Source organism: Rhodopseudomonas telluris, assembly GCF_042432815.1.
GTDB classification, from domain to species: Bacteria; Pseudomonadota; Alphaproteobacteria; order Rhizobiales; family Xanthobacteraceae; genus Rhodopseudomonas; species Rhodopseudomonas telluris.
The window spans coordinates 28623-51264 of the sequence record NZ_JBHLWM010000008.1 but is presented as its reverse complement, the minus strand read 5'-3'; the positions used below and the strand labels follow the sequence as shown (position 1 = coordinate 51264).

Annotated in this window: 18 protein-coding genes; all 18 read left to right on the top strand. The window is 64.1% G+C overall.

What is annotated here, in order from left to right:
• Window positions 1–10 precede the first annotated feature (10 nt).
• The 18 genes from ACFFJ6_RS17945 (at window position 11) to ACFFJ6_RS17860 (ending at window position 22638) form a co-directional block, all read left to right on the top strand.
• Window positions 11–874 carry a hypothetical protein gene (locus ACFFJ6_RS17945; RefSeq protein ID WP_378390301.1) on the top strand — a complete coding sequence of 288 codons (864 nt, stop codon included), beginning with the start codon at window positions 11–13 and terminating at the stop codon, window positions 872–874.
• The gene (locus ACFFJ6_RS17940; RefSeq protein WP_378390299.1) at window positions 792–2348 is read left to right on the top strand and encodes an O-antigen ligase family protein; all 1557 of its coding nucleotides are present in this window, start codon (window positions 792–794) and stop codon (window positions 2346–2348) included. Before ACFFJ6_RS17945 ends, ACFFJ6_RS17940 begins: the two co-directional genes overlap by 83 nt.
• 137 nt (window positions 2349–2485) lie before the next feature.
• Window positions 2486–3112 carry a hypothetical protein gene (locus ACFFJ6_RS17935; RefSeq protein ID WP_378390297.1) on the top strand — a complete coding sequence of 209 codons (627 nt, stop codon included), beginning with the start codon at window positions 2486–2488 and terminating at the stop codon, window positions 3110–3112.
• A gap of 255 nt (window positions 3113–3367) precedes the next feature.
• Entirely contained in the window at window positions 3368–5614 is a 2247-nt protein-coding gene (locus ACFFJ6_RS17930) for a polysaccharide biosynthesis tyrosine autokinase (protein WP_378390295.1), read from the top strand.
• Window positions 5604–6386, top strand: a complete 783-nt coding sequence (locus ACFFJ6_RS17925; RefSeq protein WP_378390293.1) for a hypothetical protein — start codon at window positions 5604–5606, stop codon at window positions 6384–6386. Before ACFFJ6_RS17930 ends, ACFFJ6_RS17925 begins: the two co-directional genes overlap by 11 nt.
• A gap of 379 nt (window positions 6387–6765) precedes the next feature.
• Window positions 6766–7332: a transcription termination/antitermination NusG family protein gene (locus ACFFJ6_RS17920; RefSeq protein WP_378390291.1), complete on the top strand. Its 567-nt coding sequence runs from the start codon at window positions 6766–6768 to the stop codon at window positions 7330–7332.
• 228 nt (window positions 7333–7560) lie between these two features.
• Entirely contained in the window at window positions 7561–8601 is a 1041-nt protein-coding gene (locus tag ACFFJ6_RS17915) for an NAD-dependent epimerase/dehydratase family protein (RefSeq protein ID WP_378390289.1), read from the top strand.
• Window positions 8602–8629: 28 nt separating this feature from the next.
• Window positions 8630–9616, top strand: coding sequence for an NAD-dependent epimerase/dehydratase family protein (locus tag ACFFJ6_RS17910; protein ID WP_378390287.1), 987 nt, complete (start codon window positions 8630–8632; stop codon window positions 9614–9616).
• A gap of 85 nt (window positions 9617–9701) precedes the next feature.
• Window positions 9702–10883: a glycosyltransferase gene (locus ACFFJ6_RS17905; protein ID WP_378390285.1), complete on the top strand. Its 1182-nt coding sequence runs from the start codon at window positions 9702–9704 to the stop codon at window positions 10881–10883.
• Window positions 10883–13906 (top strand): oligosaccharide flippase family protein, encoded by a 3024-nt coding sequence (locus ACFFJ6_RS17900; RefSeq protein WP_378390283.1) that lies wholly within the window; start codon window positions 10883–10885, stop codon window positions 13904–13906. The genes ACFFJ6_RS17905 and ACFFJ6_RS17900 overlap by 1 nt, the downstream gene beginning before the upstream one ends.
• Window positions 13903–15195, top strand: a complete 1293-nt coding sequence (locus tag ACFFJ6_RS17895) for a YyaL domain-containing protein (protein ID WP_378390281.1) — start codon at window positions 13903–13905, stop codon at window positions 15193–15195. The genes ACFFJ6_RS17900 and ACFFJ6_RS17895 overlap by 4 nt, the downstream gene beginning before the upstream one ends.
• Before the next feature lies 1 nt (window position 15196).
• Complete coding sequence (locus ACFFJ6_RS17890) at window positions 15197–16381, top strand: glycosyltransferase family 4 protein (RefSeq protein WP_378390279.1); 1185 nt, start codon at window positions 15197–15199, stop codon at window positions 16379–16381.
• Complete coding sequence (locus tag ACFFJ6_RS17885) at window positions 16378–17205, top strand: glycosyltransferase family 2 protein (RefSeq protein ID WP_378390277.1); 828 nt, start codon at window positions 16378–16380, stop codon at window positions 17203–17205. The genes ACFFJ6_RS17890 and ACFFJ6_RS17885 overlap by 4 nt, the downstream gene beginning before the upstream one ends.
• Entirely contained in the window at window positions 17202–17855 is a 654-nt protein-coding gene (locus ACFFJ6_RS17880; protein WP_378390275.1) for a class I SAM-dependent methyltransferase, read from the top strand. The genes ACFFJ6_RS17885 and ACFFJ6_RS17880 overlap by 4 nt, the downstream gene beginning before the upstream one ends.
• A gap of 260 nt (window positions 17856–18115) precedes the next feature.
• The gene (locus ACFFJ6_RS17875) at window positions 18116–19009 is read left to right on the top strand and encodes a glycosyltransferase (protein ID WP_378390273.1); all 894 of its coding nucleotides are present in this window, start codon (window positions 18116–18118) and stop codon (window positions 19007–19009) included.
• A gap of 5 nt (window positions 19010–19014) precedes the next feature.
• Entirely contained in the window at window positions 19015–20139 is a 1125-nt protein-coding gene (locus ACFFJ6_RS17870; protein ID WP_378390271.1) for an acyltransferase family protein, read from the top strand.
• Window positions 20136–21518: an O-antigen ligase family protein gene (locus ACFFJ6_RS17865; RefSeq protein WP_378390269.1), complete on the top strand. Its 1383-nt coding sequence runs from the start codon at window positions 20136–20138 to the stop codon at window positions 21516–21518. The genes ACFFJ6_RS17870 and ACFFJ6_RS17865 overlap by 4 nt, the downstream gene beginning before the upstream one ends.
• Window positions 21496–22638, top strand: a complete 1143-nt coding sequence (locus tag ACFFJ6_RS17860; protein WP_378390267.1) for a glycosyltransferase family 4 protein — start codon at window positions 21496–21498, stop codon at window positions 22636–22638. Before ACFFJ6_RS17865 ends, ACFFJ6_RS17860 begins: the two co-directional genes overlap by 23 nt.
• Window positions 22639–22642: the final 4 nt, after the last annotated feature.

The window sequence follows — 22642 nt, the reverse complement described above, 5'->3', positions numbered from 1 at the left end:
AGGGCTCGAGTTGCCACGCGACAGGCTTGCCGCGGCCGCTGCGCCGGTTGCGGTGATGCCACGCCCGGTGCCCGTGCGGAACGGTGACAGATCGGCCGCAAAGTTTAGCGTACGGCGGATTGTCACCGTTCCGGCGGTGCTGCTTTGGCTGGTCGGCGGCCCTCGCAGCGCGACAGCCCAGGACGACGAGGCGACCGTCGGCGTTCGTTATCGCGTGGATGCAAGCGTCAGCATCGGGCCGGATTCGCCTCTGATACGCCGCGCCCGACAAACCGGTTTCGCCGATGCCGAGAGCGTCGTCAATCTGCAGATCCGGATCTCCTCGAATTCGCGGGAGATTCAATATTTCGGCGTCATCTCGAAAGACCTCCCGCTTCGCCAGCCGCCCGCGCATCCGATCTGGCACAAGGTGTGGGAGGAAGCCGTCTGCCACCAACGACGCGGGCAGCCGAAGCTGACGGTGGTGAGGGTGTCCGGCCGATGGCCCGCCCCCTCCGGTGGCGCCGCCGGGGCGCCTCCGGCACTTCCACAGCCAACACACGAGGCATCCGGTACGGCGCCGCCGAACCAGACCGCCGCCTCATGGCCATCGCCACACGGCGATTTAATTCCACGCGAACCGCCTCCGCCGGCCAACACCCGGACCGCCGAGGATTTCACTTCGGTGGTTCGCCACATAGGAATGCCCCTGCGGCCGGACGAATTGGTCCCGGGGATTAAATTGCCGGAAGGCATTGACGACGTTGGACCGTATTATGCCCTGCGCGCACAAACCAAGGATACCCGATTGAATGCCGATCTCAGGCTTTACGCATTCGCCTGCAGGGTCGACGCGGCGAGGCTCGCACCGCAGCCGGAGCAGTCGCTTCGCTGATCGAGCCGCACCGATCGTCGCAGCGCTGCGGACCACCCGGCGTCTCTTCCAATCGGTCTTTGCCGGCAATGGAATCCCCGGGGCGATCCTTTTGCTCGTCGTGGCCACCGCGCCGTTTCCATTCGGCTCGGCCGACGACATTCAGGTCGCCTTCTGGTGCATTTGCCTGTCGCTTTGCTTGCTGATGGTCACGTTGCGCGAGGCGAGTGCAGCTCAGCTCTGGCTGCTGAGCGGCATTGGCATGATCGTGATCGGATACGTCTTCGTGCTGCACGAGCAGCTTTCCGATACGCCCTGGCTCGCCCCTTATCATCCGATCTGGAAACAAGCGTCCGCCGTTCTTGGAACCCAGCTGCCCCCCTCGGCGTCGATCGTGCGCCACGCTGCGTTCTTCGCGCTCGGCGCCCCGCTCGCCAACATCCTCTCCCTGAGCATCGGGCTGGCCGTCGGAGGAAACCGACGTTTCGCCTGGCTGCTGGTGAAGGTCCTCGCCTGGTCCGGTGCGTGTTATGCGCTGTACGGCCTGCTCCAGCAGCTTATCGAACCGCAGATGATCCTGTGGCGTGAGAAGGTCGCTTACGTCGGCAGCGTCACCAGCACCTTCGTGAACCGCAACACCGCCGCTTGCTATTTCGGATCCTGCACGGTGCTGTGGATGTTGCTCATCCTCGTCAAGATCCGCCGCCGTTTGCCTGGACGACGGCTTGTCTGGCGGCATCTGCGCGCGGACCTCCGTCTGATCCCGCCCCGCGAGATCGCAATCGATCTCGCGGCTTTTGCAGTTTGCCTCGTCGCCATGTTCATGACCGGATCGCGCGCCGGCGTTGCGCTGTCGCTGCTCACGATGGTGGTGGCGTTCTCGATCTTCATCCGGCGCGACCTGCCCGCGCGATCCGGGATCTGGCTCTCGCTGGGCACCGGCACCCTGATTGCTATCGGCGTCCTGCAGTTCCTCGGTGGACGCGTCAACAGCCGCTTCGAGACACGAGACCTTGTCGATGCGGGCCGCCTCGAAGCCTGGAAATCGACGCTCCGGATCATTGGGGACAATCCTTGGTTCGGCACCGGCATGGGCACCTTCACGTCGAGTTTTCCAGCCTACCGAAGTCCCAACATCTCCATACAAGGCTTCTGGAATGCGGCACACTCGACGCCACTGGAACTCGCCTCGGAAATCGGCCTGCCTCTGGCCCTGTTGGTGGCCACCGGATGGCTTGTGATGCTGATCGTTTACGCCCGAGGGGTGCTGTATCGAAGCCGCGATGCCGTGCTTCCCCTCGCCGCCGCCGCAATTGCCAGTCTCGCCCTGTTGCATTCCAGTGTCGATTTCAGCCTGCAGATTCCCGGATACTCCATTCCTTTCTTCGCGCTGTTCGGCGTGGGGCTGGCGCAGTCGTTCTCCTCCAGCCTCCGCGCCGACCCTACATCGGGCAACCAAGACGCTGAGAATGCCGCGTCCATTGGAGCCGATTAATTGGTAATTGGTTTGAATTCGCCGACGCCGGCCGCCCAGAAAATATTGGACATATAATTATATGGACGCCCATCCGGCAATGTTTTAATGTTGAAGAATAAATGCTCCATCTGAACGGCAACTCTCGGGAGGCCTGCATGGGCACCTTGAAGACTGCGCTTCGCCTAGCTGCAGTGACTGCGCTTACGACAACCCTGAGTCTGGCCGCGAATGCGGCGGTGCTGCAACCAAACCAGCAACTTCCCGCACAACAGGTCACTGAATTTAAAAATACCCCGCCCCTCCTGCTGCAACGTTATCCGCAGGCGGGGGCGAAGATGATCTCCTATGTCCGTGACCTCGCCGGCACCGACCCGACGACCCTGGCGGCGCTGGTCGAACTTCTCACCAATCCGGACGTTACCCGGGAGCAGCGCTCCGCGATCCTCGCCGGCCTCGCTCAGGTTTCGCGCCTCGCCTTGCGCTCGGACCCCAATTACGCGAGCGAAATCCAGCAAGCGGTCAACGCAACGAACAATTCCGACATCTCCGCTGCCTATCAGGCAGCCACCGGTGACGTCGCTCTGGGTATCGGCGGAACGGGCGGCGGCGGTGGTGGCGGCTCCGGGACCGGCGGCTCGACTGGCAACACCGGCATCGCCGTCGGCGGCTCGAACAGCGGCGCGACGACATTCGGCGGCCTGCATTATTCGAACACGGGTACGTCGTCCACATCCGGCTCCGTCGGCGGGACGTCGAGCGGTGCGGTCAGCCGGACACGCTGATCCGGGGAAACACACCCGACCGTCGACACAAGATCCTCGGCATCGGGAACGATCGGCGGCGCGCAAGCGCCGCCTTTTTGTTTTTAACCATACCCATCTGAACCCTGCCTATTTTATTAAAATTTAATTTATCCGCCTCGCATTTATTTTTGGTTCTTGGTAGTTAATTAATTCCACCGAACCGTTCCGTGTCCGCTGTTCAGTGGATGCGCACCCGGACGATCGGACTTTGCGGGACGATTCAGAAAGCCTCACATGCTGCAGCAAAACAAGTCGACGCAAGAGATCAACCGAGCGCCGATCGAGCTCGAAAGCGGCGAAACGCGCTCGCTCGGCTCCTATCTGGAGATCGTCCGGCGGCAATTTCCGACCATTCTGGCGATCACATCGTCGATCGTGATTCTCGCGCTGCTGTTTCTGTTCACGGCCGCACCGCGCTACACCTCGACCGCGTCGATGGTCATCGACACCCGCAAGGTCCAGCTGTTTCAGCAGCAGATGCTCGGCGACGTTGCGGTCGATCCGGCCACCGTCCTGACCCAGATCGAGATGCTGAAATCGGAGAACGTCAGCCAGGCGGTGATCCGCAATTTCCACCTGACCGAGGACCCGGAGTTCGTCGGGTCGGGAATCGTCGGCAGGCTTCTGAGCCTGGTCGGCTTGTCGTCGGGCAGCAAATCCGCATCCGAACTTGAACTCAATCGACGGGCTCTGCAGCGCTTCGAGCGGTCTCGCGAAATCAAGCGCATCGGCCTGACCTACGTGATGGGCATCTCGTTTACGTCGCGTGATCCGGCCAAGGCCGCGCGGATCGCCAATGCCATCGCGGACGCCTACATCGTCGACCAGCTCGAAGCCAAATACGAAGCGACCCGCCGCGCCAGCGTCTGGCTGCAGGACCGGATCAAGGAACTGCGGATTCAGGCCTCGGCAGCACGCCGCGCGGTGGTGGATTTCAAGACGGCCAACAACATCGTCGACACCGGCAAGGGGTTGATGACCGACCAGCAGATCGCGGAGGTCAACAGCCAGCTGGTGCTCGCCCACGCGTCGACGGCGGAGGCCAGTGCGCGTCTCGAGCGGATGACCGAGATCCTGAAGCAGGGCGTGCCGGATGCGTCCGTTGCCGACGCGTTGAAGAACGACACCATCGTCAAGCTCCGCGGCCAGTATGTCGACATGGCCTCGAAGGAATCGATCTGGACCGCGAAATACGGCGCCGACCATCTCGCGGTGTTGAACCTGCGGACCCAGATGGCCGAGATCCGCAAGAACATCGTCGACGAGCTCAAGCGCATCCGCGAATCCTACAAGAGTGACTACGACATCGCCGTCACCCGCGAGGAGAGCATCAAGGCGAGCCTCGCCAACGCCGTTTCGGAATCGCAGTCGAGCAATCAGGCGCAGATCCAGCTGCGCGACCTGGACAGCAGCGCGCAGTCCTACCAGGCGATGTACGACAACTTCCTGCAACGCTACATGGAGTCGGTGCAGCAACAATCCTTCCCGATCACGGAAGCCCGCGTGATCAGCTCCGCCTCCACGCCGCTCGGCAAGAGCTATCCCAACACGATGGTCATTCTCGCCCTGGCGATTCTGGGCGGTCTGATCCTCGGCCTCGCCGCTGCGATCGCCCGCGAGTTTTCCGACCGGGTGTTCCGCACCAGCGGTCAGGTGGAAGATCAGCTCGGGACCAACTGCCTGGCGATTCTGCCGCTGCTCGGAAACGAGTCTTCCAAGTCGGTACTTCCGTGGAAAGCCAAGGCCAAGTCGGGCAGCCGATCCGGCAAAGAATTCCTGCGCTATGTGGTCGATAATCCGCTGTCACGCTTCTCCGAGGCACTGCGGTCCATCAAGGTTGCGATCGACCTGAACTCGTTCGTGCGGGAGAATCGCGTGCTGGCGACGACATCGACGATGCCGAGCGAGGGCAAGAGCACGGTGTCCAGCAATCTCGCCCAACTGATGGCCCATGGTGGCGCGAAGGTCATTCTGGTCGATGCCGACCTGCGCAACCCGTCCCTCTCCGCCTCGCTTGCGCCGGATGCGACCGCCGGCCTCGTCGATGTCGTTGCGCAGCGATCCAGCCTGGAGGACGTCGTCCGGATCGATCCGTCGACCCAGCTGGCGATCCTTCCCGCCGGATCGACGTCGCAGCTGCTGCACACCAACGAGATCCTGTCGTCCAAGGCGATGCAGGCCCTGATCAGCGCGCTCCGCGACAAATACGACTACATCGTGCTCGATCTGCCGCCGCTGGCGCCGGTCGTCGATGCGCGCGTCACCTCGAATTATGTGGATTCTTACGTCTTCGTAGTCGAGTGGGGTAAAACCAAGCCGGACGTTATTCAGCACACGCTTCGGTCCGCGCCGGGGATCGCCGACAAGATCCTGGGCGTGGTGCTGAACAAAGCCGATACCCGCATGCTCGCCCGGTATGAATCGTATCAGGGGCACAAATATTATCAGAAATACTATGCCCGCTACGGATATGCCGAATAACGCCTCATCGCGAGCCGTCCGGCTGCACCAGGTCGTCCTGCAGACCGCCCTGGGAGTGCTCGGGGTTTGTTCGGCAATCTGGGCCGCCGAGATGTTGCCCTGGGCCGTTCTGGTCACGCCCGCACGCGACGTCGCCGAGTTGATCGCCTCGAATACCCCGTTCAAGCCGGCGGTCCTGAAAGAGGTCGATGCCGAGCTGGCGGCCGCTCGGCCGGAGATGACGTGGACGAACCCGGTGGCGGCGCGCGCCAGCGCGATGATCACGCTGAGGCTTGCCCAGGATTCGCAAGCCCGCGACAGCTCCGAGCAAGTCGAAGCGGCCTTCACCCTTGCAGAGAGCGGGATTCGCGCGGCGCTGCGCCTCAACCCGAGCGATTCCTCTCTTTGGACAAGCGCCTATTTGGTCAGAACCGCGCGCGCGGAGTTCAATCCATCCGATACACGGCTGCTGGCGCAATCCTATGTCACGGGACCGCACGAAGGCTGGGTCTCCGTGACACGAAACCGGCTCGCGCTGGCCGCATATCCGATCCTGGATCGCCGGACGCAGGACCTCGCGATCTCCGAATTTTCCGAAATGGTCGGCAGCGGCATGATCGACGACGCGGCCATCAATCTGCTCGGCGTTGGTTGGGACCAGCGCGATGGCCTGCTGGCGAGCCTCGCCACAGTCGGATTGCCGCCCAAGGAAGCGTTGGCACGCCGCCTCGAAGACAAAGGTGCGCGCATCAGCGTGCCCGGCGTTCGGCTGGAAACCAGACCTTGGCGTTGACCAGCCGGTTGGCGAGGGCGCCCGCGTGACGTCCCGCTCGGCCTCGAACGACCGGGGGCCTGCCGAGCCACGGCCGGATGCGCGATGAAACTGCCCCGGCCTGCCCATGAATTAAATATGGCGCAGCGAAATCGGCGGCACTTTTCTTTTATCCGCTCTTGTTTAGCAGCTTCTTTCGGCACCTCTGATTTTAAGTTGCACGAAAGATTTCGCCGAGTTAATCACACGCTAGGATTTAATTAAATCGAGGGCTTGGGGTCGCCGGAGCGCGCAAATTCAATCTGGTCGACGATCAGATTTAATCGCCGCAGCTTCCGGAACAAAGCTCCGGACTTCGGCATTGCCGCTGCTCCGTCGCAATCGAGCCGTCAGACACGACGTGACGAGTGGATTCATCGAGGCGGACGTGCTCACAGCAATCTCATCAGCGGATCTCGGCCCGGTCCACTCCAGGCGTTGGTATGTCGGCCACACCCTGCCCCGCAAGGAGCAGCTCGCCAGGACTCACCTTGAACGCCAGGGCTTTGAAACCTTCCTGCCCCAATTGCTCGCCAAGCGGTCGCACGCGCGCAAGGTGGAGACGATCAAGTCGCCGATGTTCCCGCGCTACATCTTCGTGCGGCTCGATCCGTCCCGGGATCGCTGGCGCTCGGTGAACGGCACGATGGGCATGGCTCATCTGGTCGCAACCCGGGATCAACCCTGCCCGGTGCCGACAGGCTTCGTCGAAGACCTCCAGCGGAGCGCCGATGGCGACGTGATCAGTTGTCCCACCCCGAGATTAATGCCCGGCGACTCTGTCGGGATTCGCTCCGGCCCGTTCGCTGGACATATCGGAACGTTGCTGAGCGTAGGGCCTAACGGCCGCATCGAGATGCTGCTTGCCATGTTGAACGGATCAGTCCGCCTTACTGTGGCACAGGACTTGCTCGAAATTGCGGTCTGACGGAACAGCGTCAGACCAATCGTGAGTTGCGACGACAAGGTGGTTGAAGCGATCGCTTCACCCAGATGGCGGTAGCGTGCCACGACGCTACGCCCGCCCTGACATCCGTCATATCCGATCCGACCGACGGCGACTTCGTCCGCTGGTCGATCCATCCGCACGCTCGGACGCACGCTTCGGCGGCGTCAATGGCGATGGTCCAGCTCCCGCATCAAAGACTGCACCACCATGCGCTTTCTGATCACCGGCACCGCGGGCTTCATCGGCTTCCATCTGGCGCATCGTCTGCTCGCTGACGGCCACCAGGTCGTCGGCTTCGACGGCATGACAGACTACTACGACCGCCGCCTGAAGCAGGATCGCCACGCGATCTTGCGGCAAGCGGTGAACTTTACGGCGGTCGAAGCGAGGCTGGAAAACTTCGAAGCGCTCAGCGATGCGGCCGATCGCGCAGCGCCCGACGTCATCGTTCATCTCGCGGCGCAGGCCGGCGTTCGCTACTCGATCGAAAATCCCCGCGCCTATGTCGACTCCAACTTCGTCGGCTCGTTCAACGTGCTCGAAGTTGCCCGTGCGGTGCGGCCGAAGCATCTGCTGCTCGCCTCGACCAGCTCTGTTTACGGAGGCAACGACGTGATGCCGTTCAGTGAGAACGACCGCACCCCGTTTCCAATCACTCCCTACGCCGCGACCAAAAAGGCGATGGAGGTGTTGTCGCATTCGCACGCGCACCTGTTCGAACTGCCGACCACCTGCTTCCGCTTCTTCACCGTGTACGGCCCGTGGGGCCGGCCGGACATGGCGCTGTTCAAGTTCGTGGACGCCATCCTGAACGACAGGCCGATCGACGTGTACGGCAATGGCCAGATGCGTCGCGACTTCACCTATGTCGATGATCTCGTGGACGCGATCGTCCGCCTTGCCGACAAGCCCCCGGCGATCGGCCGGCCGGTGGCCTTTGAAGGTGGCGTCGACACCTTGTCGCCGGTGGCTCCATGGCGCGTGGTCAATATCGCCGGAGGTCATCCAGTTGGCCTGATGCAGTTCGTCGACGCGATCGAGGCTGCGGTCGGCCGCAAGGCCGAGAAACGCATGCTGCCGATGCAGCCCGGTGACGTGCGCGAGACTTTCGCCGACCACCGCCTGCTCGAAGCGCTGACCGGCCGCCGCCCCCAAACCCCGGTTTCAGTCGGCGTGGCGGCGTTCGTCGACTGGTACATCGCACATCGCGCGGCCGCCGATGCCAGGCTGATTGCAGACGCCCTGTGAACACTTTCCATCCACGAGCGACAACCACATGAGCAACGCACTCGGATATCGAACTGCGATCGTTTTCGGCGGGGCCGGGTTCATCGGCGGCCATCTGCTCACTTATCTGTCGGCAAGCGGGCGTTATGATCGGCTGGTGTCCTACGACATCGCGCCGGCGAAACAGTCAGTGCCCATGGTCGAGTACCTCACCGGCGACGTCCGCGAGCCGATCGCAATCCCCGGCCATCTCAACGGCGCCGACATCTATAATCTCGCGGCTGTCCATACCACGCCGGGTCATCAGGACTGGGAGTACTTCTGGACGAACGTCAACGGCGCGATCAACATCTGTGCATTTGCCGGCGCCATCGGCACGCGCTTCGTGCTGTTCACCTCGTCGATCTCGGTCTACGGACCGACCGAAGATGCGGTGGACGAGGCCGCGCCGCTCGCGCCGGTTTCCGCTTACGGCCGCTCCAAGCTGCAGGCAGAAGGCATTCACCGGACCTGGCGCGAGGGCGCCGAGGATCGCCGGCTGGTCGTGGTACGCCCCGCCGTCATCTTCGGACCCGGCGAAGGCGGCAACTTCACGCGGCTGGCGCGCCTGCTGTCGCGTGGCCACTTCGTCTATCCGGGGCGACGTGACACCATCAAGTCGTGTTGCTACGTCGGCGAACTGGTGCGTTCGATGGAGTTCGCCCGCAATCTCGGCCGGCGTGAATTCACCTACAACATGTCCTATCCGGCCCGAACCACGACCGAGCAGATCTGCGCCGCATTCGCCAAAGTCGCCGGCTTCAATGAGCCGCAACTGCTGGTGCCATGGTCGCTGATGAAAGCGGGCGGCCTCGCCTTCGAACTGCTCGGCGCGGTCGGCATCAAGACCTCGATCAATCGGGAACGGATCGCCAAGCTGATCAAATCGACCAACATCATTCCCAACGCGCTGATGTCGGAAGGCTATGAGTTCGAGACCACGCTCAGCGACGCGCTCACGCAGTGGAGCAAGCGCTCGGGTGCGACCTTCGTCTGACTGCTGAGCCACGATCCAATCCAAAGAACTCCGATGTCGTCGTCCTGGTCGATCCCGAACCAATCCACAACTGGAATGCCTCGTCGTGGCGAACACTGATACCTCCAGCCGCCCCCATCGGGTCTGCTTTGTCTGCACACACAGCCTGACACTGGCCACCCTCTACAAGGGGCTGTTCCCCTATCTCCGCAGCCGCGGCTGGGAGATCGACGTCATCGTCGGTGACCGGGAATATCGCGACTTTCCGGTGGAGCATTTCGGCGACCTCCAGCCGCACATCATTCCGATGCGGCGGCTGCCGTCTCCTGTCGCGGACCTGAAGGGTCTGGCGCAATTCGTCGCCTTTTTCGCGCGCCACCGTTACGATGTCATCCACGTCTCCACGCCGAAGGCCTCGCTGCTCGCGTCCATTGCGGTGACGTTGACCTTCAACGGCCGCGTCGTGTTCGTGTATCGCCGCTGCGTGTACGAATTGATGAGCGGACTGAAGCGCGAGGTGTATCTCAGCGTCGACCGGCTGATCGCGCGGCTGTCGGCAGTGGTTGTGCCGATCTCGCGACAATTGCAGGTTTTCCTGCGGGACGCCAAGGTCTGCGCATCGAACAAGCTGCTGCTGATCGGGTCCGGCTCGAGCAACGGCCTCGACACGCGGCGCTTCCGGCTGACACCTGAGAACTGCGCGGCCGGCGAGTCGCTTCGCCATGAGCTTGGTATTCCGGCGACCGCTCCCGTCGTTCTGTTCGTCGGCCGCGTGTGCGGCGAAAAAGGCGTCGACCTGCTGCCGCCGATCTTCGAGCAGGTGCGCGCCAGATATCCCGATGCCCACCTCGTGGTGGCGGGGCCGGACGATCCGCGCGATCGGGCGTCGGCCGAGACCGAACGCTACTTCACACAGCAACGCTTCGTGCGCCGCATCGGTTATGTCGCCAAGACCGAGCCCTATTACGCGCTGTGCACGGTGTTCCTGTTCCCCTCCTTCTTCGAAGGCTTCGGCAACGTCCTGCTCGAGGCGGCCGGGATGGAACGCGCGTCGGTCGCCTTCAAGGTGCCCGGCGTCGAGGAAGCGGTCGCCGATGGCGTCAGCGGCATCCTTGTCGGCAAGGGCGACGTCGAAGCGGCGGCGGCGGCCGTGTGCGGACTGCTGAGTGATCCCGAACGGCGTCGCGGCTTCGAACAGCGCGCAAGGCGACGCGTCGAAAGCGAATTCGAGCAGTCGCGAATCTGGGCCGACATCGAGTCGATGATGCTGCGACTGGCGACCGCCTGATGAAGAGCTCCGTCGACGACGAACTCACGCACAGCGAGGCGCGGCACCGCGCCGCGCGTGGTGCCGTCAGTGTGCTCGGCCGGCACGCCCTTGTTCGTCTGCTCGCCTTCGCCGGAACATTGGTGCTGGCACGGCTGATGGTGCCGAGCGAGTTCGGCCTGTTCGCCGTCGCGCAATTCGTCTTTTCAGTGCTGCAGGCCCTGACGATTGGCGGCGTGACGGCAGCGTTGATCCGTCGCCGAGAGACGGTCACCGTAGCGGACTATCGGGTCGCCCTCACCATCCAGCAGGGCTTTGCCGCCATCGCGGTGATCGCGCTGTACGCTGCGGCGCCGCAGATTGCGTCCTATTGGGACAATTCGGCCGAGCTCGTGCCGGTCATCAAGGTGCTGGCGCTCGCCCTTTTCCCGCTGTCGCTGCGATCGATACCGTTCGCGATCCTGCAACGCGCGCTGCGCCACGATCAGACGACAATCTGCGAGATCTTCGAGTACGTGGTCTATCTCGTGCTCGCGATCGCCCTCGCCGCGCTTGGGTGGGGCGTTTGGGCATTGGTCGTCGCCACGCTGGCCCGCTACGTCGCCGGCGCGATCTTCGCCCATCTCCTGGTTCGCGGCCTTCCCCGGTTTGGATTTGAAACCTCTCGCGCCAAAGCCCTGCTGCATTACGCAGTCCCGCTTCAGGGCCAGATGCTGATCGATCTGGCGCAACGCTCGGTCATCCCGGTGGTGATCGGCTCGCTGTTCGGCGCAGCATCGGTCGGCATCGCCGCGATGGCCAATACAATGCTCGAGGCCCTGCTGCTGCAGCCGCTGGTGATGCTGGCGAGCATTCAGATGCGGATGTTTGCCCGCATCCAGAACGACCCCGCGGCCCTGGCCGCGCTGCTCGAGAAGTGTCTCGCGGCCGGCGCGCTGGTGTTCCTGCCACCTGTCGTATTGCTCGGCGTCGTTGCGCCGGCCCTGATGCCGAAGATCCTGTCAGCGCATTGGGCGGATGTAGGCGACCTGATCCGCTGGCTCACGCTCGCCTCCGCGATTCAGGTCCTGGCGGTGCCGACCGCGCAAGCGGCGAAGGCGCTGGGCCGGATGCGTGCGCTGCTGATCGGCGGTATGGTCAGCCTCGGGCTCCAGATCGGCGTCGTCCTGCTGCTCGCCGCTCCGCTTGGGCTCGCCGCCTATCCGCTCGCCGCGGCCGTCGGCACGGGTGCAAATTTCCTGATCGTGTTCGTCAATGTCGGGCGGCTGATCGGCATGCGACCGATCCTGGCGATCGGACCGGCGCTGTGCGGCCTCGCGCTGGCGGCGGCGATGTGGTGCACGGCGATCATCTCCTTCACGTCGCTCCCGCTCATCGTTGCGATGCTGCTGCTTGGCGCCCTGACCTACATCGCAGCAGTGATCGCACTGAGCAGCCGCCAGCTCGCCGCCCTGCTGCGCTTCGCCGGATCCAGCATGCCGCCGCGCGCGCAGCGTCGGATCGACGACATCGCGAGCCGGATCGACGGCAAGCGCCGCTCAACGCCGGTGTCGCAGAAGACCAGCACGGTCGTGGAGCACATCGGCTCACCACCGGCCGCGATCGAGCTTGCCGAAATATCCCATGCTGACCTTGCGGCAGAAACCTGGTCGACCCCGGCCGTAGTGCATTGGAACGGCCGCACGCTGGTGATCACTGTCGACCGAAGTGGCGAGATCCGTGCGCTCGATGGGCGCGATCTCACGGTGGTCTGGCAGCGTTCACTCGGCGCTGAGATCACCGCTTCGCCAACGATCGTCGACCGCGATGGTGACGGACGCCCGGAAATCATTATCGGCACCCATGCGGGCGAATTATTCATGTTCGCTCCCGATGGTTGCCTGCTGCGACACTACAAGTTCGACGACGTCATTCGTTCCTCGGTGGCGGCTGCGGACATCGACGGCTCGGGCGTACCGACGCTCTTCGTGGCGGTGTACGGCCCCGTGCTGATCGCGCTGGGCGCGGATGGCAAGCAGCGCTGGCGCCGCCGCCTGCCCAGCCATCTGTTCGCGGGCCGGATGAAGCGGGGCATCGTGTCGTCGCCGCTGATCGCCGACGTCGATCGCGACGGCGCCGCCGAAGTCATTGTTGGCATCCGTTCATCGCGGCTGTTCTGCCTCGACGCCGGCACCGGACGGATCAAATGGTTCGCCAAGCTCGCCTACGATCCGGACTCCTCACCGTCCTTTGTGATCGACGGCAACGGCCGGCCGCTGGTGCTGTTCGGCGGCGGTGAGCACACCGGCGGCGACGGCGACAACGCGATCATCGCGCTCGACGGACGAAGCGGCCGCCGTGTCTGGACCACGGAGGTCGGCGGCGGCGTCGACTCCAGCCCGATGCTGCTCGAACGACCCGGCCGCGCACCGATCGCGATCGCCTGCGCGCTGGCACGTCCGGCCGTGATCGCCGTCGACGCCTGGACCGGCCAGTTGCTGTGGCGGCACGATTTCGGTCCGACGGCAGGCTGCGAGCATGGGGCGGATCACCGCTGCCGGCCGCCCGGCCGGGCTTACTTCACCGAAAACGCGATCTGCCGCAGCTACACCACACCGCTGATCGCCGACGTCGACGGCGACGGCCGTGCCGAGATCGTTGCAGGATCGAATAACGGCGAACTCGCCGTGCTCGACGCCGAGACCGGTCGGCTGCGGAAGCGCTTGGCGATGGGCGGAGCAGTGCGCGGCTCTCCGATCATCGCCGATCTCGACGGCGACGGGCTTTGCGAACTCGCTGTGGTCGCAGGCAGTCGGCTGAGCATCCATCGCACCCGGCATGCCGGGCCGGAGACCACGATGTTCAAGGGCCGCGCCGACCACCTCGGCACGATCGGCTCGTCTCTCCCTGCAGCCACGATCTCACCCCGACGGCCACCTTGGTACATGCCCCTCGCTTTGTTCTGGCACCTCGGCGTCGCGGATGTGATGCGCCACGTATTTTTGAAGGCAGACGAACGGATTCTGCGTCGATGCGGCGTGCGACTCTTCCGGTACGGCTATTGAGCGCCCCGGCCTCACCCCTCTGCGGCGATCCGGGCGACTGGATCGACCGTACGCTCGATCGGTTCAACGACAACTATGTCGACGCCGACGGCATGCTGATCACGACTCTCGATTCCAACGGCACGATCGTCGATCCGACGCCGCTGATCGCGGATTTCGGCGACGTTCTGCCGTTCCTGGCCAAATTCGGGCGCCGCGAATTCGTCGATCGCCAGATCGTAGCAGCCGAACCGCATCTCACATCCGCGCTGTTCCGCAATCGCGGCCGGATCCGGCTGTTCGACAATCACGACTGGCTGCTCGGTCTTCTCGAACTCCACGAACTGACTGGAGAGCAGGGCCTGCTTCGCCGCGCGCAGGAGGGCGCGCTGACGCTGATCGACACGATGTTCGTCAACGACCTGCTGGTCGACGCAACGATCGACTGGCGCGACCCGCGAAGCTGGCTGCAGCCCGCGAGTCCCTTCAATGGCGGCTATATCGAGCTCTGGCTCGAACTTCATGCCAAGACCGGCGATATGCGGTTTCTCGACGCGTCGCGCCGCCTTGCCGCGCGATGGCTCCGGACCGAAGGCTTTCGCCGCAACGGCGTGTTTCACCGCGAACTGTGCGCGCGCTCTGCGACGATTTCCCGTTTCGCTGGCCTGGGCGCGACGTCGAGCGCGCGGCTGTTCAAAGACAACACGAATTTCGTCTGGAGCCTTCTCGGCCTGTGGGAAGCGACCGCAGAGGACCGCTGGAAGCAAGCGGTCGAGCACTGGATCGTCGGGTTCAGCAAACATTTTCTCAATCGGGGCGACGTCTTTCTCTGGCTCGACCGCAACGGCGGCGGTCACGAGGTTTCGCTCAAGGCTGCGTTCGCCAGCATCGATTTGCTGTGCGACATCCACGCCGCCGGCCTGTCCCCCAGCGCGTTGCCATGCGCCGAGACAATCGCCCGGCGTTGGTCGACGCATCATTGGCCCAACGGTCTGTTTCCGGAGCGCCCCGGCGGATCGTGCGATCATCTCGACGCCAATGTCGACATGGCGATCTCGCTGCTCAAGCTCGGCGGCTACACCGGCTGCGCGGACTTCACCGAGCGCGCCCGAGCGACCGCGCGGGCCGTTTTGGCGCAGCACGACTCTCCGCTGGGCCTGGTTCAGGCCGTCGATCGCGAGGGCCGCGTCCGTGATTCCAGGATCATCGTCAAATACCAAGGCCTTGCTTTGAAGCTCGCTCTCGCGCCCGACGAACCGGCGGCTCTTCTCGCGGACCCCGCTCTCCTGAAACTGCTGCGAGATCGCTGACATGAAGATCGGCTACGTCATCCATCGCTTTCCCTGGCCGTCCGAGACGTTCATCAGTCGCGAAGTCGCGGACATCATCGGACTCGGCCACGAGGTGGAAATCTACTCGTTCGACGAACCGCAAGGACGCGACGCCGAACTGCTCGGCGATCAGGCATGCAGTCTGAAAGCAATGACGCAATACATCTCGCGCAATGAGGCCGCAGCCGCCCTGCCGTCGATTTCGACGCTGGCGATGTTCGGCGAAGAGAAGCGGCTGGCACGGACCGCGACCGACCGGAGCAATCGACTGCTACGGCTCGGCCGCGCTGCCGCTCTGGCGCGGCGCGCCCGGCGCGATGGCGTGACGCTGCTGCACGCGCATTGGCCCTACGCGACGCAATGCGCTCACCTTGCCAGCCTGGCCACCGACCTGCCCTATTCGGTCAGCATTCACGCGCACGAAGTCGCCCACGATAACGGACACTTCGCTGCCTGCTTCGAACGGCTTCGATTTGCGACGTTCTGCAACGGTGCCGCGATGGAATATCTGCTGTCGCGGCTCGGACCGGCCGCGCGCGCCAAGTCGCATCTCGTGTATCACGGCGTCGATGTCGGCACGTTCTCGGTACAGCCCGCGGCGACCACGCCGCCGCCGCTGCGCATCCTGTCGGCTGGCCGCCTCACCTCGTCGAAGGGCTTCGACCGCCTCGTGCGGGCCTGCGCCGACGCTACGACGCAGGGGCTCGACGTTCGGCTCACCATTCTCGGGCGCGGTCCGGAAGAGGATACGATCCGCAGGGTCGCGGCCGAAACCGGCTTTTCCGAACGGCTCGAGCTGCCCGGCTGGGTCTCGCACGACAAGGTCACTTGCTACATGCGCGACTGTCAGGTGTTCGCGCTGCTCGCCTCCGACGATTTCAACGACGGCCTTCCGAATGTCGTCGTCGAGGCTATGGCCTCGGGCCGTCCTGTGATCGTCTCGCCGCTGCCGGCGGCACGCGAAATCATCGAGCCCGGCATCAATGGTTTCATCCTGTCTGCAGTCGACGATCGCCCCGGCTTCGTTGCAGCGCTGACCGCACTGGCAGAGGGAAACACCGCAGCCCGCATGGCGACCGCGGCCCGCAAGACGGTCGAGGAGCAATACGACTCCCGACGCCATATCCGCGCGCTCGCGGCGCTGTTCGAGAGAGCGGAGCGATGAGTGCCGCGAAGCCGACGCTGGCCGTGGTGGCGATTGCGCGCAACGAGATTCGTGACATCGAAGCCTTCATCATGAACGTCGATCCCATCGCGGATGAAATCGTCATCGTCGATGACGGCTCCACCGACGGGACGCTGGAATATCTGCAGAGCCGTGGCCCGAAAGTGCGCGTGCTGCAACGCCGGCTTGAACCGGCCGGCGGCTTCGCCGCCCAGCGCAACGCCGGCTCCGCGCTCGCGACCGCCGACTGGCTGCTGCACATGGACATCGACGAGCGGATTCCGCCGCGGCTTGCTGCCGAGATTGCCGCAACGCTGCCGTCAACCGCGTTCGACGGGTTTCGCTACCGTCGCCTGAACTTCTTTCTTCACCGCCCGTTCCGCGCCGGCGGCTGGCAGAATTGGAACAACGTTCAACTGGGGCGCCGCGGCCGCCATCGTTTCGTCGGCGCCATCCACGAACAGGTGGACGTCGACGGCGGCGCGGCGGCGATCGGCCAGCTCACCGCCGAGATGTGGCATCTCAACGACGAGAGCTTTCTCGAACGCATCGGCAAGAACGTCAACTACGCACAGCCGACCGGCCGCGAGATCGCCAAGCGCGGACCCGTCCGCTGGTGGCACCTGCTGTTCATGCCGTTGTGGCGCGCCGCCAAGGCATGGGCCTGGGGCGGAGCTTGGCGTTACGGCGAGCACGGACTGATTTTTGCCCTCTACGTGTTCTCCGGCACGTTCAATGGCTGGGCCGTGGCCTGGGACGAGCAGAACCGGATCCCACGCAGCGAACTCGAGAAATGTCTTGCAGATGAAGGCAACGGCACATGATCACCCGTGACAGCACGGCCAAGCACGATATCCAGGTCGAAGCCGACTTCTACCAATTCACCAGCTATGTGCATCTGCAGCGCTGGATCTCCTATTGGTATCAGATCGACACCATCCTGCGCCACGCGCCGCGCACCGTTCTCGAAATCGGCCCCGGCAACGGCCTGACCACAGCAGCGCTGCAAAAATCGGGCATCGAGGTGAAGACCTTCGATTTCGATCCCGAACTGGCCCCGGACTACGTCGGCGACGTTCGCCGGCTGTCGGAGATCGTACCGGCCAAGTCGCACGACCTCGTCTGCGCCTTCCAGGTGCTTGAACATCTACCGTTTGCCGACTTCGACAAGGCCATCGGAGAACTCACCAAGGTCGCACGCCGCACGGTGATCATCTCCTTGCCGCACTGGGGATATCCGCTGGAGCTTCGCTTCCGCTTCCTCAAAGATCGCTTCCGCTACATCTTCTCGCGCAAGCTGGTGCGGCCGAAAACCTGGATTTTCGACGGTCAGCATCATTGGGAGCTGGGCACCCGCGGCCATTCGATCGAACAGGCCGCCGCGGTGATCCGCCGGCATTTGCGGATCGAGCGGCAGTGGTTCTGCCCGGACTACAGCTACCACTACTTCTTCGAATGCACGGTCCCCGAATGACCACCGCGCGACACGGCAGGTTCGCCGGCCTCGACATCGTCTGGCTGCAATCGCCGCCCTGGCACGGCGTCTGGACGCGGCAGAACCATTTTGCCCGCCGCCTCGCCGCCGACGGCGCTCGCATTCTCTATGTCGAAAATCCCGTCGCGATCCGCGCTCGGATGAAGGCGGCGTTGCGGACCGCCGCACCGCAGGAGGTCGAACCCGGCATCACGGTGATGGAGCTTCCGCTGCAACTTCCGGGATCGCGGACCTCGTCGGTGATCGGCGCGATCAACGGATATCGCTTTGCCGGCGCCGTGCGGCGCGAGGCGGCAAGGCTTGGCTTGGCCAACCCGCTGGTCTGGTGCCGTCTGCCCGCGTCGATCCACACGCTAGAGCGCCTTCATCCCCGCGCCGTCGTCTACGACGTCACCGACGATTACGACTACTACGCGACCTCGGACTCCGAGCGCGCGCTGACGCGTGAGCGGGAGCAGCGCCTCGCGGCAGGCGCAGACCAGATTTTTACGACCAGCGAAGAACTGCGCACGAAGCTCTGCGGCCTGGCGTCGACGCCGGTGACCGCGGTTTCGAACGGAGTCGACGGCATGTTTTTCGACGACAGCCCCAAGGACGACCCGCTGAAGGATGTGCCACATCCGCGCATCGGCTTCGTCGGTCTGGTCGCATCCTGGATGGACTTCGATCTGCTCGCGCGCCTCGCCGCGAGATGGCCGAAACAGGTCGTCATCGTCGGCCCGGTCAAGCCTGAGGTCGAGCAGCGCCTTGCCGCCATCCCGGGCCTTGTCCGGGTCGGCGCGGTGCCGCATCGCGAAGTGCCGACCTATCTTCGCGCCTTCGATGTGTGCATCCAGCCGCACCTCATCAACGAGCTCCGCCACAGGTCCGATCCGCTCAAGGTGATCGAGTACCTTGCGACGGGCCGGCCGATCGTCTCGGTCGCGCTGCGATCGCTCGAGCCGCTGCGGCCGGTGGTCGACCTCGCGGCGAATGCCGACGACTTCATCCGCCTGGTCGCCGAGCGCATCGCCGACCCGCGTCCCGAATTGACGTTGAGCCGGCGTGCCGTCGCGGCGACGCGCAATTGGGACACGCTGTATCTGACCGTCGCCGACCGGGTCGAGCGGCTGTGGCGGCAGGTAGCCAGATGAGCACGATGACCGTACCCACCGGCCCCGAACGGGCGACCATTCGCAGCGTGCAACTCCTGCGCTTCGTCGCCGCGGCGATGGTTCTGATCGGCCATCTCCAGGACGCCTTGCGCCGCGGCCGGATCCCCGGCCTCGCGCCGTTCGACGACCCGACCGGCCTGCCGTGGCACGCCGGCGTCGACATCTTCTTCGTGATCTCGGGCTTCGTAATGTACATGATGGCCGCGGACCAGTTCGGGCGCCCCGGCGCGCCCGCCGCGTTCATGCGACGCCGGCTGATCCGCGTCGCGCCGCTGTACTGGGTCTTTACCCTGCTCGCGATCCTGACCGTCGTCGTTCTGCCGGAACGGGTCCAGTCGACCCAGCTGTCCCTTCCGCACATCCTCGCCTCCCTCCTATTCGTTCCCTGGCGGGCGCCGTCGGGCGCGCTCGTCCCGCCGCTCTCGGTCGGCTGGACACTGAACTTCGAAATCCTCTTCTACAGCGTGTTCGCTTTCGGCCTGCTGTTTCGCCGCGCGATCGGGCTAGCAGCAATCGTAGGCATCCTGTTCGCCCTGATGATTCCGCGCGCGTTGTTTCCGGGTGTCGTGGGCGATCAACTCGACGCGTGGGGCTTCCCGATCACCGTCGAATTCCTATTCGGCATTCTGATCGGGAGGCTGTGCCTCGCAAATTTCCGGATGCCCGGCATCGTCCGCGCTGCCATCGTCGTCGGCGCATTGGCGGCACTGTCGATCGGCAATCAGGCCGGCTTCAACGCGTTTCAGGACCGCTGGTTCTTTTGGGGAATTCCGGCTGCTGCCATCGTTGCGGCCACCGTGCTCGGCCGTGATCTTCCAGACCGAAGTTGGAGCCGCATTCTGGTGCTGTGCGGCAACGCCTCCTACGCGCTGTATCTGTCGCACCTCTTCACGCTCCGTGCCGTTGGCGTGGCGTGGTCGGCCCTTCACCTCAATTCCGTCGCCGCATACTTCGCGCTGGCCATGGCGAGTTCGATCCTGGCGTCGATCGCCGTCTATCTATGGTTCGAACGGCCGATGCTGGCGTGGCTTGGTCGGCGCCCCCCAACGAGATCCGTGCGTGCATCCGCTCTCGCAGCGGCGCCGCGAGGACTCGGAGGATCAAAATGAAATCACTCCCGGTCTTCCTCGCGGTGTTCGCCTTTCTCTGCTGGGCCCGTGCCTCGCGTACGCCATGGCTGTTCTTCGGGTGGGGCTTCCTGATCACCGGTCTGCCGCTGCTACGCGGCTTGATCGGGCCGATTCCTGTCTATCTGTTCGACGTCGCAGTCTTCCTGGTGTGGACGATCGTTCTCACTCGCCGTGGGCTCCCCGCCTGGCCCCAACAAGTTCCGCCTTGGAGCATCTTGTTCATCGGGATCCTGACGATCTTCGGCACGCTGCTGCCAACGCTGACCTACGGCTTTTATCCGGAGATGATCTGGAATCTCGGCCACACCGGTCTTGCGATGACAACGATCGTGCTCGGCGCGTTCCTGCTGCGCGGCGCGACTTCGGCGGAACGTAGTGGCCTGCGGCTCGGCATTGCTATCGGACTGATAGTCCTCGCCGCGATCGCGATCCTGGAGAAGTCGAGTTCGGATTGGAATGCCGTGCTGGTGCGCCTGTTCTATGGCGCCGGCGACGAGACCGCCGATCAGAGCGGCAGCGTCGCAGCCGCAGAGGTCCTGAGCGCGCTAGGCCGCGTCTCCGGGCCGTTCGGCTCGCCGAATACGTTCGGCATCGTCGCCCTGATGGCAGCGTTGAACTACTGGCTGATCAGCGTGATCGACCGCCGCCAGAGCCTGCTCAGCTATGTCGTGCCGGCCTGCCTCGCCGTCATCGCGCTGGCCTGCGGATCGCGCCAGGTCATCATCGCGACCGGCCTCGTCGGCCTCGGCTACGTCATGACGACCGCCCCAGAACGCGCGTTGCCACGCCTGCTGCTCGGCGCCGCGCTGATCGCGCCGATCCTGATCTTCGTTGATCCAAGCGCGCTACTCGACCGACTTGGGAGTCTCTCCGCAGGTGTCGACGAAGCCAATGTCAGCGCCCGGCTCAGCGAAGGACCTCAGCGCTTCTGGGAGATGCTCGTCCAGGATCCGACGCTGCTGTTCACCGGCGTCGGCCTCGAGATCCAGAAGCTGACGCGCTTCAACGTCGATATTCCCTCCGAAATTCTCGATGGCTTCGTCTCCAACGGCTATCTGCTCTACATCTACTTCTTCGGAATCTTCGGGTTCCTCGTCATGGCGGCGTTCTGGATCTGGGTCGTGCACTGCGGCTTCGTCGCCCCCAAGACGATCCGACCGATCACCGGCGGCGGCGCCCTCGCCCTCGCCTTCATCGTGTTCGCGGACAATCACGCCGTGCTCTCGGAGGAGCTGTTGAATCACATCATGATCTTCATCGGCATGATCACGGCGATGACGACCTCTGCGTCGCCGGCAACGCGGCCAAGACCGATCAGAATGGGAGTGCCGTCAGATGCGCGTCGCGCTTCACAGTGATAATTTTGCACGGCGCACGCGGTTCGGACTCAGTCGATATTCGCACGAGATCCACGATGGCCTCGCCGCCCACGGGATCGACACCGTGCCGATTTCATCGGTCTCTGATTTTGGCCACAATGAGCCCGACTGGCTGACGACGAGCGGATTCCGACGCTTGCCGCTCAGCCGGCGCGCGCTGGCGTCGATGTGGGCGGCTGGATCTCCGGTGCCCAAGCTTGAACGGTGGCTCGAGGATGTCGATCTCATCCACTCCCTGGATGTCGACTATCCGATCGCGACGGCCAAGCCGTGGATCATCACCTATCATGACCTCGGCGTGCTGGTTCATCCGGAGTATTTCGGCAAAGCGAGGCCTTGGCTGCTGCGATCCTCGATTGCCGCCGCCGCCCGGCGGGCTGCTGCAATCATCTGCGTATCGCGCTCGACAGCCGACGAGGTGATGACATTCGGCGGGGCCGCCGCGGCCGACCGGATCCACGTGATCGAGGAAGGCGTCGGCGAGGAGTTCTTTTCGCCATCGAGCAGCGAAGCCTTCGAGGAATTGCCACCGATCCTGTCCGAACGTCCGTTCTTTCTCTTCACTGGTTCGCTGAGCCCTCGGAAGAATTTTGCGCGGGTGATTGCCGGCTTCGCGAACGTGGCTGATCGCCTCCCCCACCGGCTGGTCCTGACGGGTGCGCGCGGCTGGGACACCGCCGAGGACATTAAGGCAATCGCTGCGAACGGCATCGCCGATCGCGTCGTCGAACTCGGCTACGTGTCCGACGCGGTGCTCCGGGCCTTATATGCGCGCGCCACCGCGTTTCTCTATCCATCGCTCTACGAAGGATTCGGCCTGCCAATCCTCGAAGCGATGGCTTCCGGTTGTCCGGTCGTCACGTCGAACATGGCGCCGATGACCGAGGTCGGTGGCGATGCCGCAGTGTATGTCGACCCGCGCCGCAGCGACGATCTGACCGTCGCCCTTATGAAACTCGCGACCGACTCAGCGTTTTGCCATGCCTTGCGCGAGCGCGGCCGGCTGCAAGCACGCCGTCTAAACTGGGAGACCTGCGTCCGTCGGACGGTCGAGGTCTATTATCAGGTAGCGCAGGAGAAACGCCGTGCGCCAGGCTGACCTT

What these genes read in the sequence shown, in the direction of transcription:
- ACFFJ6_RS17940 (WP_378390299.1), top strand. Translation starts at nt 792, where the DNA reads ATGCCGATCTCAGGCTTTACGCATTCGCCTGCAGGGTCGACGCGGCGA.
- ACFFJ6_RS17935 (WP_378390297.1), top strand. Translation starts at nt 2,486, where the DNA reads ATGGGCACCTTGAAGACTGCGCTTCGCCTAGCTGCAGTGACTGCGCTT.
- ACFFJ6_RS17930 (WP_378390295.1), top strand. Translation starts at nt 3,368, where the DNA reads ATGCTGCAGCAAAACAAGTCGACGCAAGAGATCAACCGAGCGCCGATC.
- ACFFJ6_RS17925 (WP_378390293.1), top strand. Translation starts at nt 5,604, where the DNA reads ATGCCGAATAACGCCTCATCGCGAGCCGTCCGGCTGCACCAGGTCGTC.
- ACFFJ6_RS17915 (WP_378390289.1), top strand. Translation starts at nt 7,561, where the DNA reads ATGCGCTTTCTGATCACCGGCACCGCGGGCTTCATCGGCTTCCATCTG.
- ACFFJ6_RS17910 (WP_378390287.1), top strand. Translation starts at nt 8,630, where the DNA reads ATGAGCAACGCACTCGGATATCGAACTGCGATCGTTTTCGGCGGGGCC.
- ACFFJ6_RS17900 (WP_378390283.1), top strand. Translation starts at nt 10,883, where the DNA reads ATGAAGAGCTCCGTCGACGACGAACTCACGCACAGCGAGGCGCGGCAC.
- ACFFJ6_RS17890 (WP_378390279.1), top strand. Translation starts at nt 15,197, where the DNA reads ATGAAGATCGGCTACGTCATCCATCGCTTTCCCTGGCCGTCCGAGACG.
- ACFFJ6_RS17885 (WP_378390277.1), top strand. Translation starts at nt 16,378, where the DNA reads ATGAGTGCCGCGAAGCCGACGCTGGCCGTGGTGGCGATTGCGCGCAAC.
- ACFFJ6_RS17880 (WP_378390275.1), top strand. Translation starts at nt 17,202, where the DNA reads ATGATCACCCGTGACAGCACGGCCAAGCACGATATCCAGGTCGAAGCC.
- ACFFJ6_RS17870 (WP_378390271.1), top strand. Translation starts at nt 19,015, where the DNA reads ATGACCGTACCCACCGGCCCCGAACGGGCGACCATTCGCAGCGTGCAA.
- ACFFJ6_RS17865 (WP_378390269.1), top strand. Translation starts at nt 20,136, where the DNA reads ATGAAATCACTCCCGGTCTTCCTCGCGGTGTTCGCCTTTCTCTGCTGG.
- ACFFJ6_RS17860 (WP_378390267.1), top strand. Translation starts at nt 21,496, where the DNA reads ATGCGCGTCGCGCTTCACAGTGATAATTTTGCACGGCGCACGCGGTTC.